Origin of the sequence: Vibrio sp. Y42_MX_L11, from assembly GCF_024181785.1 — a bacterium.
In the GTDB taxonomy this organism is placed as follows: Bacteria; Pseudomonadota; Gammaproteobacteria; order Enterobacterales; family Vibrionaceae; genus Vibrio; species Vibrio diabolicus.
The window spans coordinates 1-17,314 of the sequence record NZ_JAMZAP010000001.1 but is presented as its reverse complement, the minus strand read 5'-3'; the positions used below and the strand labels follow the sequence as shown (position 1 = coordinate 17,314).

The following is a 17,314-nucleotide window of genomic DNA, read 5'->3' as shown; positions in this document are numbered from 1 at the left end:
TTATTTGTGAAAGCAATAACAGCGACTTTATTACGTCGGCTATTTTTAAAAGTATAGCAATAACAATATGCAAGTGTTCATAAAGATCGCTAGGAATACGTTTAATGAGGAGATAAAAAAGCTCCACGCGAAACGTGGAGCCTTCAAGTTATCATCCGGTTTTTAGGTTAAGTGCTAGTAATGCTGGATTACTGAACACTTGGTAACAGGCTCTCTGGCATGAGCGTGTTGTGAATAGCCAGCTTAAGCAGAGTATTGGCCTGTTCAATGTCCGGCGCAAAGTAGCGATCTTTATCGTAGAACGATACTTTTTCACGCAACATTTGTTTGGCAATCTCGATACGCTCAGAGGACTTGTTTGGTGCTCTAAAGTCTAGGCCTTGTGCTGCTGATAGGTATTCGACCGCTAGAATACCGCGAGTGTTTTCTCCCATTTCTTTCAATCTGCGAGCCGCGAAGGTTGCCATTGAAACGTGATCTTCTTGGTTTGCTGATGTTGGCAAGCTGTCTACTGACGCTGGGTGAGCGAGCGTTTTGTTTTCGCTTGCTAGCGCAGCAGAGGTGACTTGGGCAATCATGAAACCAGAGTTCACACCACCATTATCGACTAAGAACGGTGGTAATTTTGATAATGCGCTATCGATAAGCAATGCCATACGACGTTCAGACAGGCTGCCGATCTCAGCAATCGCCAGTGCTAGGTTGTCAGCTGCCATTGCAACAGGCTCAGCGTGGAAGTTACCGCCAGAGATGATGTCGTCATCTTCAGTAAACACCAACGGGTTATCTGATACGGAGTTTGCTTCTACTTGCAATACTTCTGCAGCGTTGCGGATTTGCTGCAAACACGCCCCCATTACTTGAGGCTGACAGCGCAACGAATACGGGTCTTGCACTTTTTCACAGTTAGTATGCGAATCACCAATGTCACTTGATGTATCCAATAGATGACGGTAGGCCAGTGCTGCGTCCATTTGGCTGCGATGACCACGTACACGGTGAATGCGTGGATCGAATGGACGTCGGCTGCCGAGAGCGGCTTCGACAGACATTGCGCCACATACTGTAGCCGAAGCGAAAAGATCTTCCGCGATAAACAGACCTTCTAATGCGAACGCTGTTGATGCCTGGGTACCATTTAGCAGCGCTAAGCCTTCTTTCGGCGCCAGAGTAATGGGTTCTAGACCTGCGATTTTTAACGCTTCTTGCCCAGAAATGATGTTACCGTTGTGACGAGCTTGTCCTTCACCTAGTAATACTGTGCTCATATGGGCCAGAGGAGCTAAGTCACCTGATGCGCCGACAGAGCCCTTTTTAGGTACGCAAGGGTAAACTTGTGCGTTAACTAGGTCGGTCAGCATATTAATGACTTTTAGGCGAATACCAGAAAAACCACGAGACAGACTATTGATTTTTAATACCATCATCAGACGAACCGTTTCATCTGACATAAACTCACCGATACCTGCCGCATGAGAAAGAACGATACTGCGTTGCAGTGTTTCTAAATCTTCTGGTGCTATTCGTGTGTTAGCCAATAGTCCAAAACCAGTGTTAATTCCGTAAACCGTTCGATCTTCCGCGATGACTCGGTCTACGACCTGTGTGCTTTCTTCAATGGCCGGAATGGCTTCAGGATCCAAAGTAAGGTTGACTGGTGAACGGCTCACTTGGCGTAGTTCGTTTAAGCTAATATGACCTGGCTTTAGCGTTAAATTTAACATCTCTTTCATCCTTACTTGAGCTTCTTCAGTTCTTCGTTGAGCATTGGCAAATCTAGCCCTTGCTCTGCTGCACATTGTTTAGCAATATCGTATCCCGCATCAGCATGACGCATCACGCCTGTTGCTGGGTCGTTATGCAGCACGCGGGCAATACGTTTTGAGGCATCTTCACTGCCGTCACAGCAGATAACCATACCTGAGTGTTGCGAGAAGCCCATACCTACGCCACCACCGTGGTGCAGTGAAACCCAAGTTGCGCCGCCCGCCGTATTGAGTAGTGCGTTTAATAGTGGCCAGTCTGATACGGCGTCAGAACCGTCCATCATGCCTTCTGTTTCTCGGTTCGGGCTTGCTACGGAGCCAGAGTCTAAGTGGTCACGACCAATGACAACAGGCGCCTTAAGTTCGCCATTTTTCACCATTTCGTTGAATGCTTGACCAAGACGCTCACGATCTTTAAGACCAACCCAGCAAATACGTGCAGGTAAACCTTGGAACTGAATGCGCTCGCGCGCCATATCTAGCCAGTTATGTAAGTGTGGATTATCTGGAATTAGCTCTTTTACTTTTTGGTCGGTTTTATAGATATCCTCAGGATCGCCAGAGAGAGCGGCCCAGCGGAAAGGACCAATACCTTCGCAGAATAGAGGGCGAATGTAGGCTGGAACGAAGCCAGGGAAATCAAATGCGTTTTCTACGCCTTCTTCCAAGGCCATCTGGCGGATGTTGTTACCGTAGTCGAGTGTTGCGGCGCCGCGATTTTGTAGCTCTAACATGGCTTGAACTTGCACTGCCATGGATTTTTTGGCTGCTTTAACAACCATTGCTTCATCTTGCAAACGCATTTCTGCAGCGTGAGACATGCTCCAGCCTTGTGGTAAGTAGCCATTGAGCGGGTCGTGTGCAGATGTTTGGTCTGTTACTACATCAGGCGTGATATTACGTTCTACCAACTCAGAGAAAACGTCTGCTGCATTACCTAGTAGACCAACCGATACTGGTGTGTCCGATTCTTTGATGATAGCAAGCGCTTCATCTAAAGATGTCGCTTTCTTATCGACATAGCCTGTACGTAGGCGGTAATCGATACGCGATTCATCACACTCTACCGCAATCATGGAGAAGCCCGCCATCGTACCAGCTAGAGGCTGAGCACCACCCATACCACCAAGACCGCCAGTTAGAATCCATCGGCCTTTTGCTTCGCCGTCAAAGTGCTTTTTCGCAACAGACACGAATGTTTCGTATGTGCCTTGGACGATGCCTTGTGAGCCAATGTATATCCAGCTGCCAGCGGTCATTTGGCCGTACATCATCAAGCCTTGTTTATCGAGCTCGTTGAAGTGTTCCCAGTTTGCCCAATGAGGAACGAGGTTTGAGTTTGCGATAAGCACGCGTGGGGCGTTTTTATGGGTAGGGAAAACACCAACAGGCTTGCCTGATTGAACTAAAAGCGTTTGGTCATCTTCGAGTCTTTCAAGTACTTCAACAATCTTGTCGTAACATTCCCAGTTTCGTGCCGCACGGCCAATGCCGCCATATACAACCAGCGAATGTGGATGTTCTGCAACATCAGGATCGAGGTTGTTCATCAGCATACGAAGAGGGGCTTCGGTTAGCCAAGATTTTGCGCGCAGTTTATCTCCGTGAGGTGCACGAATTGTTCTGCTTGTATCAAGTCGTGGATCTTGTCCCTGGCGCTGTGTCATTTCAGACTCCTTTAGTTTCTCGTGATGACCAAGTACTTGCTTGGTCGTAATAATAAGTGGCATCTAGGATGCGTTATGGTTTGTGTTGCTTTTCCGCCATCGCGTTGGCGATATCCCAACACAAACGGGCAGCTAAGCGTGCAGTTTGACTATCGACGTCATAATTAGGGTTGTATTCGGCGATATCAGCCAGCATGAGCTTATTTTTGTAATGAAGAATTCGATCTAAAAATGGTGCAATTGTGTCGTAACTTACTCCTCGAGCCGCAGGGGCGCTCACCCCAGGTGCGGTTGCCGCAGGAAATACATCCAGATCAATGGTCAAATAGAGGTAGTCGCAGTCGTCAATAAAATGTTGAAGCTGGGTTAAGTGATAACTGTGGTTTAGGTAGCAAAGCTGATTGTCTTCTACATACCAAACATTTAACGCATCTGCTTTTTCAAATAGCGCTTTAGTGTTGCTACTGCGGCTTACACCGATGCAAGCGTAATGAAAGTCCCAATCGTTACGTTGGCAAAAATGATGAATTTGGTTGAAGGGGGTGCCAGAGCTTGGTCTGATGTCGGCGATGCTGCTCTCGAATGCGCGTAAGTCGAAATGCGCATCGAAATTGATGATACCGATTTTAGGCTTCTTTTCTGGATGGTGTGCTTTAAAATACTCCGCTAAGCCGGAAAACGAGGCCCACGCAATCTCATGCCCGCCACCTAACACGATGACAGGCGTATGAGGTAGTGCGCTTGAAATGGTTGCCGCACATAGAGATTGGCTCTCTTCCAGTAAGTCGTCTTCGCACACCACGGTGCCTAAGTCATATAGTGGGACGTCTTGGTGCCATGCTAAATTAGCGAGTGCTCGTCGGATTAAATCTGGCGCTTTTTTCGCACCAATGCGTCCTTTGTTTCTGGCTACGCCAGCGTCGGTAGCAAAACCCAGTAATGAGACGCCATGCGCAACTGCCCCTAACTCATCTGCTTTCTGGCGTTGAACCACGTGATGAATTCGCTGACCAAGTTTGCCGTCCTCGGCATCATGACGGCCTTGCCAATGAAATAGGGGAGAGTGTAAGTCGAATTGAGACATATTATTGGCCTCCGTGTGAAATGTATTCACCATTTACTATACGACCTACCAGACGTTTTGCTCCGACTTGATAGCTTAAATCTGCAGGACTTTCGATATCCCAGATAGAGAAGTCCGCATCAAACCCTACTTTGATGGTGCCACGTGAGTTTTGATAACCCAGAGCTTTGGCTGCATGTTGCGTTACGCCACGCAGTGCTTCTTGCGGCGTAAGGCGAAATAGTGTGCACGCCATATTCAGCATGAGTGTGAGATCAGAAAACGGTGATGTACCTGGGTTGACGTCCGTAGCAATTGCCATCGGCACGTTATGCTCTCTCAACAACTCAATCGGTGGTAACTGAGTTTCTCTTAGAAAATAAAAAGCGCCAGGCAATAGAGTGGCGACGGTGTTTGATCGAGCAAGTGCTTTAACACCTTGCTCATCTAAAAACTCGATGTGATCCGCTGACAGACCGTTGTATTGCGCAGTGAGGGCTGTACCACCGAGATTCGAAAGTTGCTCTGTATGCCCTTTAACCTTTAAGCCGTGGCGTTTTGCAGCTACAAACACTTTTTCTGTTTGTTCAAGATTGAAACCAATCGATTCACAAAAAACATCGACACTCGTGGCTAATTCTTCCTTTGCGACAACAGGGATTATGTCCTGACAAATGTGCTCAATATAGTCATCTGCACGGCCTTGGAACTCAGGCGGAATGGCGTGAGCGGCAAGAAGTGTAGTGGTGATTTTAACTTTGCGCTCTTGTTCAAGCATCTTGGCTGCACGGAGCATTTTTACTTCGTCATTCAGTGTCAATCCGTAGCCTGATTTCACTTCGACAGAAGTGACGCCGCTCGCGAGTAGCCCGTCTAAACGTGGCAACGCTAACTCAACTAATTGCGCTTCGGTTGCTGAACGCGTCACATGCACCGTTGAAAGTATCCCACCGCCTTGTTTGGAAATTTCTTGATATGGCACGCCGTTTAAGCGCATTTCAAATTCGTTGGCACGATTGCCCGCATAAATAAGATGAGTGTGGCAGTCGATCAAACCTGGCAGAACTAACTTGCCTTGAAGGTCGATACTCTGAGCGTAATGTTGGGCAGACAGCAGAGACTCGGTTTGCGGTTCGTCTTCACCAATTGCACAGGTGCTGATCGCAACGATTTTTCCAGATTGAATGCCAATACGAGCAGGAGACGTAGGCAGATAACCGCGCTCTCCCGGTTGCATGGTGACCAGACGTGCGTTTTCAATCAGCAAATCCATGTTTGTGTCCCTGTGTTTATTTGTATCATTAAATGTATATACAAATAAATAGAGCAAAATAAGAACACTGACAAGATTGATGTTGCTAAAATGTGATCAAAACGTAGATCTAGAGGACCGATATTGTCATTAAATGAGCACTTTTGAGCTCAGCTTATATTTGTTACCAGGGTGATAAAGTAGGGCGGTACTGACTAACTTATCTTGGCTCCACGTTCTGCGATTCAAGAGAAGGCAAGGCTCATTGGCTTGCATTTTTAAGTCTTGCTTAATACGGCCGTCAGGCACAATTGCCTCTACAGTATGTTCAATAGCGTTGAGTGGGCAATTATCTGACAGGTATTGATTCGGAGTGATTTGTGTGAAGTCTTGATTTAAATAACTCGGGGCATATTGGCTGTTCACCCAGCGGAGTTCTAATTGAATAGGCGTTTGGTCTTCATAGTGAATGATTTCACTGTAAAACACCGTTGTGCCAAGCATGACGCCGAGTTTTGTCGCAATGCTGTCATCTGCTTTTATGGCAACTTGTTTGAGCACTTTACTGCTATATTGTCGCCCTCGGTCGCTGACTTCTTCGGCAATGTTTCGAATGTCTAACAGAGGAGATTCTGACTTTTCACCAGGATCACACACAAACGTACCTAAGCGTGGGCGACGTTGTAATCGGCCCTCATTAACTAAGTCCCGAATTGCTTTGTTCACTGTCATTCTACTGACACCAAATTGCTCGGTAAGCTCAATCTCTGTGGCGATACGATGACCGACTATCCACTCTCCAGCATCAATTTTATCGAGGATAAATTGTTTGATTTGAATGTAGAGTGGTGCAGACATAATGATTCCCTTTTATTTGACTATACAAATACTGCTTAATTTAGGTACAAATTGCAAACATTTCTAGACGAATGCTCCACTTAGTGACAGAACAATCCTATTGTGGGGCTGAATGACTCTTGCTGCTGAGTATTATTTGGATTGATGATGGAATTCGAACATTTTCTTGTGGTCTATTGCTTGCAGAGTATAAAACAATTGTGTAAACAAACGATTATTAGAAGAAAAGTCGTTAAAAAGGAAAAACATGTTTAAAAAATTGAAAGCATCACTGGGGATCGGTTCTGCAAAAGTAGATACGATTTTAGACGAAATGAGCGTGTTTCAAGGAGCGACGCTGAAAGGGCATGTTCATATCAAAGGCGGAGACGTCGAACAACAAATTGATGCTATTACTATTAAGTTGAACACAGAGATGAAAGTCGAAGTGGATGATAGCGTAAGTTACCAAACGTTCACTATTGATCAGCTGAAGGCGGTAGACCCCTTTGTGATTCAACCTAATGAAGAGAAGCAGATTCCGTTTGAGCTAAAACTGCATGATGAAACGCCAATTACTGCGGTTAGCGCACTTAAGAATCAATGCCATGTTTGGGTTGAAACGACGTTAGATATTGATTTTGCGATTGACCCGCGTGACCGTGACTATATTGAAGTGAAACCACTACCAGTAGCATCTCGGGTTATTCAAGCGATCGAGCAAGCTGGCTTCACTATGGTTAAAGCCGATGTTGAAAAAGGCTTTTTGCGCGGTGGCTCGTTTGCTTCTCGCTCTGGAATTTATCAAGAGCTAGAGTTCCGAAATAACGGCTTTATCTCATCAAAAGAAATTGAGCTTTCTTTTATTCTGGAAGGGCAGGTCATGCATTGTTTGGCGGAGGTTGACCGTTCGCTCAGCTTGGCTGGGGACCAGTATCGCTCGTTTACGTTGCCGATCAATGCAACTGATGCTCAAGTCGCTGCCGCGGTTGCACCAACGCTAAATCTATAGTTCTCATCAACTTGATGAGAATATGTACCGATATCCTATTGTGAAAGCGATATCGGTACTGTTATCCATGTTTCGTGCGTTCTCTACGGCTAAAAACTCAAGCGCGGAGTTTTCCATTAGATATCGATAGCCTAATACCAGTTCATTAGAGGCATCAGCAAACTCTGCGGGTCCTTCTGTTGAGCCTTGATACCAATGGTATTCAAACATCAGGTGGTGGTTATCTTCCAACGCATAACGGTACCCAGCCGCAACGGCAATCGTATTATGCCGATAGGGGAGATCCAGCAAGGCGCGATCATCTGAGCGAAAAGTCATGCCAACCATCGAATAAAATGCGTGGGCGTCACTTAAATAACTGTAATTTAGTTGGAAACCTTGCTCGAAATTACTGCCTTGAAAAGTCCCGTGAGCAACATCATTAAAATATAAGCTGCCACCAATAGATAGGCCGTGATGTTTATTCTGAAACACTTGATATTGCAAATAAGTAGATAAGTTGTTGGCAAGCGTTTGTCCTTCGAAATCATCTTCTAGCACATCATATTGCGGCATTGATATGTAAAAACGATCTCTGTCTACTTTGTCTCGGCCATTCTGTCCGATACCGAAAAGGTTATGGAAGCTTTTAGTCAGTCCATCTAAATGGTTATCAGCGGCAAAAACCCACCGATAATTGAGTTCCCATTGCCAACTGCTATTGATTTGCCACTTGCTGCCAATTTCGATTTGGTTGTGGTAATAATCCAGTGCGTATTCATCAGTATGAGCCCAAACACTGGCCACGGTTCCTGAGCCATAGGTTTCGACAAAATCAGAGGGAAGGCTATGCCCTGAGCGCAGTATATTGGTATGGCTAACCACTTGCATCGGAGATTGTGCGTAAGAACGTAGCGGCCCATACAGGTCATTTGATGCCATGGCTGGTACACAGCATATCGAAGTGCTTAGAAGCCCCATAAAGCGAGATTTGAAATAGATCATGATGAACACCTACATGCAAACTACTCAATAAAACAACTATATACCTAAATTGCACTTTGAGGTGGAACTAGGTGTGCTGGGTCCTGTGTTGGTTAATATGTATCAGGAACTATTATACCAGTTGTGTATTCAAGTTCTATTGGGAGGGGGGAACTCTGTTTACAAGTGATGTGAGCCCTTAAGAAGAATCATCAGATTGTTGCCACGAGTTGTTGCCACGAGGGTTGAGGTTAAGTTCTTATGATAAAACAAAATCGCGCTTTGCAATCTAAATGTGAGCTAGGTACAATCCCACTTTCGATAACGGTCCGGTATTCGTGTTACCGAGAGGCCTTTATTGACTCTCAACTATTTTCAACAAATAGCTTCTAATTTGAATAACATGTGTTGCTTGGTGTGCAACACCACTGTAAAGGACATAGCATGCCTATTATTACTCTTCCTGACGGCAGTCAGCGTCAATTTGACAACCCAGTTTCTACTATGGAAGTTGCGCAATCGATCGGTCCTGGTCTTGCAAAAGCAACGATCGCTGGTCGTGTAAACGGTAACCGCGTTGATGCGTGTGACCTAATTGAAGAAGACGCAAGCCTTGAAATCATCACCGTAAAAGATGAAGTAGACGGTCTAGAAATCGTTCGTCACTCTTGTGCTCACCTTCTTGGTCACGCTCTTAAGCAGCTTTACCCACAAGCTAAAATGGCGATTGGTCCAACCATCGACAACGGCTTCTACTACGATATCGACCTAGATGAGTCTCTAACGCAAGAAGATCTTGAAAAGATTGAAAAGCGTATGAAAGAGCTAGCGAAAACCAAGTACGAAGTTGTTAAGAAAAAAGTAAGCTGGCAGGAAGCGCGTGATACGTTTGAATCACGTGGCGAACCATACAAAGTGGAAATCCTAGACGAAAACGTATCTCGTGATGATCGTCCAGGTCTTTACCACCATGAAGAATACATCGACATGTGTCGTGGTCCTCACGTTCCTAACATGAGCTTCTGTCAACACTTCACCCTATTGAATGTGGCAGGTGCTTACTGGCGTGGTAACAGCGACAATAAAATGCTTCAACGTATCTACGGTACGGCTTTCCACGATAAGAAAGCACTGAAAGCGCATCTAACTCGCCTAGAAGAAGCGGCGAAGCGTGACCACCGTAAGATTGGTAAGCAACTAGACCTATTCCACATGCAGCAAGAAGCACCGGGTATGGTGTTCTGGCATCACAATGGTTGGTCTATTTTCCGTGATCTGGAAGTATTCATCCGCGCTAAGCTAGATGAGTACGGTTACCAAGAAGTAAAAGGTCCGCTAATGATGGACCGTGTTCTTTGGGAACGCTCAGGTCACTGGGATAAATACGCTGATGCAATGTTCACAACTTCTTCTGAGAACCGTGAATACGCAATTAAGCCAATGAACTGTCCAGGTCACGTACAGATCTTCAACCAAGGTCTAAAATCGTACCGCGACCTACCGCTACGTATGGCTGAGTTCGGCTCATGTCACCGTAACGAACCATCTGGTGCACTACACGGCATTATGCGTGTACGTGGCTTTACTCAGGATGATGCTCACATTTTCTGTACTGAGAGCCAAATCCAAGAAGAAGTAACAAACTGCATCAAGATGGTGTACGATACGTACCAAACATTTGGTTTCGACAACATCGTAGTGAAACTGTCTACTCGTCCAGAGAAACGTGTAGGTTCAGATGAAATCTGGGATCAATCTGAAGAAGCATTGAAGCAGTCTCTTGAATCGATGGATATCCCATACGAAATTCAAGAAGGTGAGGGTGCGTTCTACGGTCCTAAGATTGAATTCACACTATACGATTGTCTAGACCGCGCTTGGCAGTGTGGTACTGTCCAGCTAGACTTCAACCTACCAGGTCGCCTAGGCGCTACTTATGTAGGTGAAAATAACGAACGTCTTGTACCGGTAATGATTCACCGTGCGATTCTAGGTTCACTAGAGCGCTTCATTGGTATCCTTATCGAAGAATATGCTGGTTTCTTCCCAACTTGGTTGGCGCCAGAACAAGCAGTTCTTATGAACATTACTGATAAACAGTCAGGTTATGTTCAAGAAATAGTACAAAAACTACAAAAAAGTGGAATTAGAGCTAAAGCGGACTTGAGAAATGAGAAGATTGGCTTTAAAATCCGCGAACATACTTTGAAGCGTGTACCGTATATGCTTGTTGTTGGTGACCAAGAAATGGAAGCTGGCGAAATTGCAGTACGTACTCGTAAAGGTAAAGATCTTGGTAAATTTAAAGTGGATGATTTTATTGCATACATCCAAGACGAGATCTCTAGCCGTAAGCTCAATCTGGAGGAATAAGCTATTAAAGGCGGAAGACGTGGCCAACAGCCGGTAAAACAAAACCCGCACCGTATCAACGGTGAAATTCGTGGTATTCGTGAAGTTCGACTAACAGGCGCTGACGGTGAATCAGTTGGTGTTGTATCGATTCAAGAAGCCATTGCAGCTGCTGAAGAAGCTGGTATGGATCTCGTTGAGATCAGTCCTAACGCCGAGCCACCTGTTTGTCGTGTGATGGACTATGGTAAGTTCCTCTTCGAGAAGAGCAAAACTGCTAAAGAGCAGAAGAAGAAGCAAAAGCAGGTCCAGATCAAGGAAGTAAAATTCCGTCCTGGAACTGATATTGGAGACTATCAGGTAAAACTACGCAACCTGACGCGTTTCCTTGAAGAAGGCAACAAAGTGAAGGTAACAATTCGCTTCCGTGGCCGAGAGATGGCACACCAAGACATCGGTGTTGACGTTCTAAATCGTCTTAAGGAAGATACTGCAGAACTTGCTGTAGTTGAATCTTTCCCTAAGAAGATTGAAGGTCGCCAGATGATCATGGTGCTAGCCCCTAAAAAGAAGTAATTAACGGCTCATCAAGTAATTAAAACCTAGTCGCTTTCCTTTCGATAAAGGCATAACGGCTGGGTTTTGTTCGCCCTAATTACGTTGTTTATTAAACCTACTCAATGCGGAGTTATTCATCATGCCTAAGATGAAAACCAACAAAGGTGCTGCTAAGCGTTTTAAGAAAACTGCTGGTGGTATTAAGTACAAGCACGCTACAAAACGTCACATCCTGACTAAGCGTACTACTAAGAACAAGCGTCAACTACGTCCGAATGCAATCCTTCCAAAATGTGAAGTGGCTGCAGTAATCCGTATGTTGCCATACGCTTAATTCTTTTTAGTTATCAATCGTTTAGTTTAGGAGAAGCATAATGCCTCGCGTAAAACGTGGTGTACAAGCTCGTGCACGTCATAAGAAAGTTCTAAAACAAGCTAAAGGTTACTACGGTGCGCGTTCACGTGTTTACCGCGTAGCTTTCCAAGCAGTTACTAAAGCTGGTCAATACGCTTACCGTGACCGTCGCGCTAAGAAACGTCAATTCCGTCAACTATGGATTGCACGTATCAATGCGGCATCTCGTCAAAATGGTCTATCTTACAGCCGTTTCATCAACGGTCTTAAGAAAGCATCTATCGAGATCGACCGTAAGATCCTTGCGGACATCGCAGTATTCGACAAAGCTGCATTTGCAGTTCTAGTTGAAAAAGCAAAAGCTGCTCTTTAATTAGCAGTTTAGGATTAAGAGAAGGAGAGCATTAGCTCTCCTTTTTTATTGCTAAAATATATACCCAAATGACTTTTAGCTTGGCTATTTAGAGTATTGTTTATCAGTCTTCTCAACTTATTGGTTAGCATCTTATGTTAGTTATAAGGTAGCTTGGGTATAAATTTTTACGTTTATAAGGGATTAAAATTGATCTACACAACGACCGAAAGCATTCCAGGCAAGCAGATCTCTGAAATCAGAGGGGTTGTAACTGGTAATGTTGTTCAATCAAAGCATATTGGCCGTGACCTCATGGCGGGTATCAAGAGCATTGTTGGCGGCGAAATTCGTGGTTACACGGAAATGATGACCGACGCGCGTGATATTGCTATACAGCGCATGGTAGCAGATGCTGAATCCAAAGGTGCAGATGCGATTGTAGGGATTCGATTTACCACGAGCTCAATCGTAGATGGTTCTTCGGAAATTTTGGCATTTGGTACTGCAGTGAAACTTGCGGACTAATATACGAGGAAAAGCGTTGCTAGGAATGGTGAATTTTTATTCATTTTTCGTTTTTTCTTTTTAGGTTAATTATTCTAGATTTTCGCAGAGCGAATAGGCTTATATTCTTAACTTTACGTTACCATTAAAATTAATCCCAATAATTTAGAGTAATTGCTTCACTTTTGTTTTGTGTATCATTTTATATTCATAATGAAATTGAATTCATATTGAATTTTCCATTTATCTTGTGAATTTTGATTTCGATATATTAATTCATATTTTTCTTATAAAAATATGAACTTATACCTTGCCAAGCGGTTCTAAATTGTTACAAATACTATACAGCTGTAACATTGCCAAAAGGAATTGTAGATGAGAGATCTGACTCCCGAATACTTGCTAGCCGCATTACGCCAAGCGATTAAAACAAAAGGGCTAACATATCGAGAGCTATCTGAGAAAATGGGCATGCCGCTGTCCACTTTTAAGAGACACTTAACAAGCACAAATCTCGCTTTGGATAAACTGCTTGAATATTGTAGAGCTGTTGATTGCACGTTAGATGAGCTACAAAAGCTTGCGAATCAATTACAAGGTGAAGACGAGGATTACTTTAGCCGTACGCAAGATGAAGTCTTTTTTCAATTTCCCCATCTTTACGATTTTTATCGTGAATTGAGAATGCTGCGAGGCAAAGATGGATATTCCATTTTAAAGAAAAAGTATGATTTGTCTGAGCAGAGCATGTCTGATTACCTAAAAGCTTTGGAGTTATTGGATCTTGTTTACGTTGATGAAGATAAAAATATAACGTTGCACGGGCCGTTATATTACAGCTATGCAGAAAACTCCAAGCTCAATGATAAATATACGGAAATCATAAAAGAACAGACAACAACCCACGATAAATGCGTTCGTGTGGCTTTGGCACGCATGAAAATTACCGAAGAGCAGCTTTTGCAATTGGAAGATCAAGTCGCAAAAACGGTTATCGATTTTCATTCCCAAAATGTTGTGGCAGAGAACTTCAACGTCTCTGATTTTACTAATATTGTTCTACTTGCAGGGCCACATCAACCAGTCACATTCTCTGATGGAATTATCGAGACAGAAGGGCGATTTATTGACGATATTCGTTATGCCATTGCATCTGCAGGTGATAAACCAAGCCTCTCGATTTAGAAATTCAGTCTTTTACTTAAAGAGAATCGCTTTCTCACTATGTTATTGAGTTTTGCAGCTCTAATATTGAAAGGAAGCAGTAAAAGAAAAGCCCAAGACAGAGCACACTTTGTAAATAGAGCATCTATCAGTTGCTGTTTTGAATCCAAACTTTAAGTGTTTTGGGCTTTTTTGAATAACATCATTTCAATATCACTCGTTGTCCAATTTTTAAGGTTCTGATTTTTGGGGTTATGTCCCCGCACTCCACTCTAGCCTTTCCTTACAATCAAATCATTCTCGCTGAACCAAGCATCTTGATGTTACTTGGTTATATATAATTAAAGCTTATTTTTCGGTTAGCTATAAATTCACACTTGCAATGTTTGTTTTTTGATCTATTATGACGAAGTGTCATTTATGACGGTTCGTCAAATTTAGTGGCGTTCCTGTATTCAAGAATCGTGTTACAATTATTGGGAGTGTGTTGGTATACGGATCAAAGGATTATGTTTAACTTTCGCTGTAAAAAAGATAGCAAGCAAGACGGATGTCGTACGTCTTCAGGGCTAACTAAAAAACAACAGGCGATTGCTGATCGTGAAATAGAGCTTATTCAATTGGCTAAGTCTCTGGTTCAAGAGCAAGGCTTTGCCAACTTAACGATGGACAAGCTCACAGCGGCAAGCCCTTACTCGAAGGGAACGATCTACAATCATTTTTGCAGCAAAGAAGATGTGATTCTTGCGCTTTGTATTCACTCGCTGAGAAGCGAGGCAATATTTTTCGAACGTACCGCTAAGTTCAATGGCAATACCAGAGAAAAAATCATTGCTATGCATGTAGGTTATCGTATTTACGCTCGTATGGAGCCTGTACTATCAACCTGTGCGATTGTTGCAAAGACGCCTTGGGTCCTAGAGAAAGCTTCGCCTAAGCGTGTGAATGAATTGAACAACTTAGAAGAACAAGTAATAGATGGTGCTGATGCGTTGGTGAATAATGCGGTGGAATGTGGAGACCTTAAGTTCTCTCCCGCAATTGGTTCTGATGCCATCGTATTTGCTAACTGGTCTATTGCCTTCGGTTCAAACGCTCTAGCGCAAAATGCATCGAACAGTCGATGTATTCAGCGAATTCAAGATCCATTCTCAGTACTGCATAACGCGAATATGTTACTTGATGGTTTAGGGTGGTCACCTTTATCGACAGAGTGGGATTACCGTAAAACGTGGCGTCGAGTGGAACAGGAATTGTTCAGCGAGGAGCTTGCTTATTTAGAGTCTGTGAATCGCTAATCGTTATAGAGGCCATCTAATATTTTAGTTGGCTTTTTTATTACACCATTGTGACGAATCGTCAAAAAATAGAAATTGGTACTCAAGTTACCGATCTCGAGAAGTATAGGAAGTTACTCAAAAACTAACTTATATAACCAAATAAATTCGATCTGATTTTTATATGTTGAAGTTATCTGGTTATCACAGCATTCGCTGTTTTTTTAGTTTTTAAATTTGACGAAACGTCACAAAAGGAGAGTGTGATGCCACATCACAACGTTCAACAACAAGCCCGAATGAGCTGGGTCAAGCTACCAACGAATTACAGTGTGTTGGTTGTGCTTGCTACCGTTTTATTGATTGTTATAGCAACTATTGGAGGAAAAAATCTTTACTTTAGAGGGGATTACGACATCTTTTTTGATGGAACAAATGAGCAGTTACTTGCGTTTGATGAAATTCAGACTACCTTTGCAAAATCTGACAGTCTTGCTTTGGTCATAGCGCCAAAAAGTGGCACTGTTTTTACTCCTAACACCTTATCTCTTATTCAGCAGATCACTGACGAGGCGTGGCAAGTCCCATACTCCACCCGTGTTGATTCCCTTGCCAACTACCAGCATACCGAAGCGTTTGAAGATGATCTTCTTGTCGAAGATTTACTGTATAGCGAATATGAATTGACGCCTCAGCGAATCGAGAAAGTCAAAAGTATTGCGTTGAGTGAGCCGGTTTTGAAAAGTTCACTGATTTCCGAAAAAGGGGATGTCACGGTCGTGAATATTACGGTCCAACTCCCTGAGGTCGATAAAACCGCTGAAGTACAAGAAGTGGTTGCCTACATAAACGGAATGATTGAGCGTTATCAGCAAGTGTACCCGGATACTGAGTTCCACAAAGCCGGTATTATTGCAATGAACTACGCGTTTATGACTGCAGCTCAAGATGACAGCGCGACGCTAGTGCCGACCATGCTACTAGTGATATTGGTTTTCCTGACTCTCATGTTGCGCTCATTGCTTAGCGTCATCGCGACACTCATCGTTATTATCGGCTCAGTTATGGTGACAATGGGATTATCAGGATGGGCTGGTATGTTCTTAAGCACGGCGACAGTTAATGTGCCTACCTTGGTGATGACGCTTGCCGTCGCCGACTGTGTACACATCATAGCGACGATGCGTCAGTCAATGCAAAACGGCTTTAGTAAAGCCCATTCTATTGAACGAAGTATTGCGCTCAATTTCATGCCCATCCTGATTACCTCCATTACCACCGCGATCGGCTTTTTAATGATGAATATGTCGGATTCTCCAATTCTGAGAGATTTCGGCAACCTATCAGCCCTTGGCGTCATGATTGCTTGTTTCCTGTCCATCACATTACTTCCGGCGTTACTTCATATCCTTCCTGTTAGGATGAAGTCAGACACTGCTGATGAAAGAAAGCACTTTATGGATCACTTAGGGGATTTCGTGGTGTCAAAGCGACATGCGTTATTGCCGTTGTCTGTGCTTGTTATTGTCGCGAGTGCGAGTTTGATTCCGCTGAATAAAGTCAACGATGAATCCGTCGAATATTTTGGTCATAGCAATGAATTTCGTCGAGCGGCTGATTTTATGGAAGAGCGAATCAGTGGCATGGCGAACATCAGTATCGCGATAAAAACTAACGAATCGCAGGGCATTGCGGATCCTAATTTTCTCAATACCGTGGGTAAATTTACTGACTGGCTAAGGTTGCAGCCAGAAACGGACCATGTTGCGACCTTGAGCGATGTTTATAAGCGTCTAAACAAGAACATGCATGGAGATGATCAGGCTTATTACTCGCTCCCTCAAGACAGAGAATTAGCAGCTCAATATCTGCTGCTTTATGAAATGTCACTACCGTATGGCTTAGATTTGAACAACCAAATTAATGTTGATAAGTCGTCAATCAAGATGGTTCTCACCGTGGAGAACTTGGGCAGCGTCGAGCTTGTTGATTTGGAAAATCGTATTTACCAATGGTTTAACGAAAACGCGCCTCAGTATGATGTTGTTGCTTCTAGTCCATCACTGATGCAGGGAAAGATTACGAAACCCCTTGCCCTGCAAGGACTTGCGAAAGGTAGCTGTTGCTACGGTTCGCTTTTTTCTGCTTTCTTTTGATCCCAGCTTTGAAGCTGGTTTCTTCCGTCAGCA

14 protein-coding genes and 1 pseudogene are annotated in these 17,314 nt (G+C 43.9%); 9 read left to right on the top strand and 6 right to left on the bottom strand.

Translation table 11 applies throughout. The annotated features are described in order from the left end of the window. Nucleotides 1–188 precede the first annotated feature (188 nt). The 5 genes from hutH to hutC all read right to left on the bottom strand — a co-directional run bounded on the left by hutH (nt 189) and on the right by hutC (nt 6,606). On the bottom strand, nt 189–1,724 hold the full coding sequence (gene hutH / locus NL643_RS00075; protein ID WP_253643693.1) for a histidine ammonia-lyase: 1,536 nt from the start codon (nt 1,722–1,724) through the stop codon (nt 189–191). 11 nt (nt 1,725–1,735) lie between these two features. Continuing rightward, nucleotides 1,736–3,433, bottom strand: coding sequence for a urocanate hydratase (gene hutU, locus NL643_RS00070; protein ID WP_005395885.1), 1,698 nt, complete (start codon nt 3,431–3,433; stop codon nt 1,736–1,738). Nucleotides 3,434–3,506: 73 nt separating this feature from the next. Then, nucleotides 3,507–4,517, bottom strand: a complete 1,011-nt coding sequence (gene hutG, locus NL643_RS00065; RefSeq protein ID WP_253643692.1) for a formimidoylglutamase — start codon at nt 4,515–4,517, stop codon at nt 3,507–3,509. A 1-nt stretch (nt 4,518) separates the two neighbouring features. Beyond that, nucleotides 4,519–5,769, bottom strand: coding sequence for an imidazolonepropionase (gene hutI / locus NL643_RS00060; RefSeq protein ID WP_253643691.1), 1,251 nt, complete (start codon nt 5,767–5,769; stop codon nt 4,519–4,521). A 129-nt stretch (nt 5,770–5,898) separates the two neighbouring features. Further along, nucleotides 5,899–6,606: a histidine utilization repressor gene (gene hutC / locus NL643_RS00055; RefSeq protein WP_046874833.1), complete on the bottom strand. Its 708-nt coding sequence runs from the start codon at nt 6,604–6,606 to the stop codon at nt 5,899–5,901. A gap of 247 nt (nt 6,607–6,853) precedes the next feature. Between hutC and NL643_RS00050 the strand changes: the two genes are divergently transcribed. Further along, nucleotides 6,854–7,597, top strand: a complete 744-nt coding sequence (locus tag NL643_RS00050; protein WP_046874834.1) for a sporulation protein — start codon at nt 6,854–6,856, stop codon at nt 7,595–7,597. Between the two features lie 6 nt (nt 7,598–7,603). On the opposite strand, the gene NL643_RS00045 is transcribed toward NL643_RS00050, so the two are convergent. Next, a complete protein-coding gene (locus NL643_RS00045; protein WP_253643690.1) occupies nt 7,604–8,581 on the bottom strand; it encodes a DUF3187 family protein in 978 nt (325 codons plus the stop codon). Nucleotides 8,582–9,004: 423 nt separating this feature from the next. Here NL643_RS00045 and thrS point away from each other — a divergent pair, with 423 nt between their 5' ends. The 8 genes and pseudogenes from thrS to NL643_RS22770 form a co-directional block, all read left to right on the top strand. Next, the gene (gene thrS / locus NL643_RS00040) at nt 9,005–10,933 is read left to right on the top strand and encodes a threonine--tRNA ligase (RefSeq protein WP_005395892.1); all 1,929 of its coding nucleotides are present in this window, start codon (nt 9,005–9,007) and stop codon (nt 10,931–10,933) included. 3 nt (nt 10,934–10,936) lie between these two features. Further along, nucleotides 10,937–11,488 (top strand): translation initiation factor IF-3, encoded by a 552-nt coding sequence (infC, locus tag NL643_RS00035; RefSeq protein ID WP_074191168.1) that lies wholly within the window; start codon nt 10,937–10,939, stop codon nt 11,486–11,488. A gap of 121 nt (nt 11,489–11,609) precedes the next feature. Beyond that, nucleotides 11,610–11,804: a 50S ribosomal protein L35 gene (gene rpmI, locus NL643_RS00030; RefSeq protein ID WP_005377932.1), complete on the top strand. Its 195-nt coding sequence runs from the start codon at nt 11,610–11,612 to the stop codon at nt 11,802–11,804. A gap of 40 nt (nt 11,805–11,844) precedes the next feature. After that, on the top strand, nt 11,845–12,198 hold the full coding sequence (gene rplT / locus NL643_RS00025; protein WP_004727974.1) for a 50S ribosomal protein L20: 354 nt from the start codon (nt 11,845–11,847) through the stop codon (nt 12,196–12,198). A 189-nt stretch (nt 12,199–12,387) separates the two neighbouring features. Continuing rightward, nucleotides 12,388–12,705 (top strand): heavy metal-binding domain-containing protein, encoded by a 318-nt coding sequence (locus tag NL643_RS00020; RefSeq protein WP_005377919.1) that lies wholly within the window; start codon nt 12,388–12,390, stop codon nt 12,703–12,705. 354 nt (nt 12,706–13,059) lie between these two features. Further along, nucleotides 13,060–13,869, top strand: coding sequence for a helix-turn-helix domain-containing protein (locus tag NL643_RS00015; protein WP_046874836.1), 810 nt, complete (start codon nt 13,060–13,062; stop codon nt 13,867–13,869). A gap of 488 nt (nt 13,870–14,357) precedes the next feature. Next, nucleotides 14,358–15,146: a TetR/AcrR family transcriptional regulator gene (locus tag NL643_RS00010; protein ID WP_005395898.1), complete on the top strand. Its 789-nt coding sequence runs from the start codon at nt 14,358–14,360 to the stop codon at nt 15,144–15,146. A 245-nt stretch (nt 15,147–15,391) separates the two neighbouring features. Then, nucleotides 15,392–17,314 (top strand): annotated as a pseudogene (locus NL643_RS22770) (RND family transporter); the annotation flags it as partial.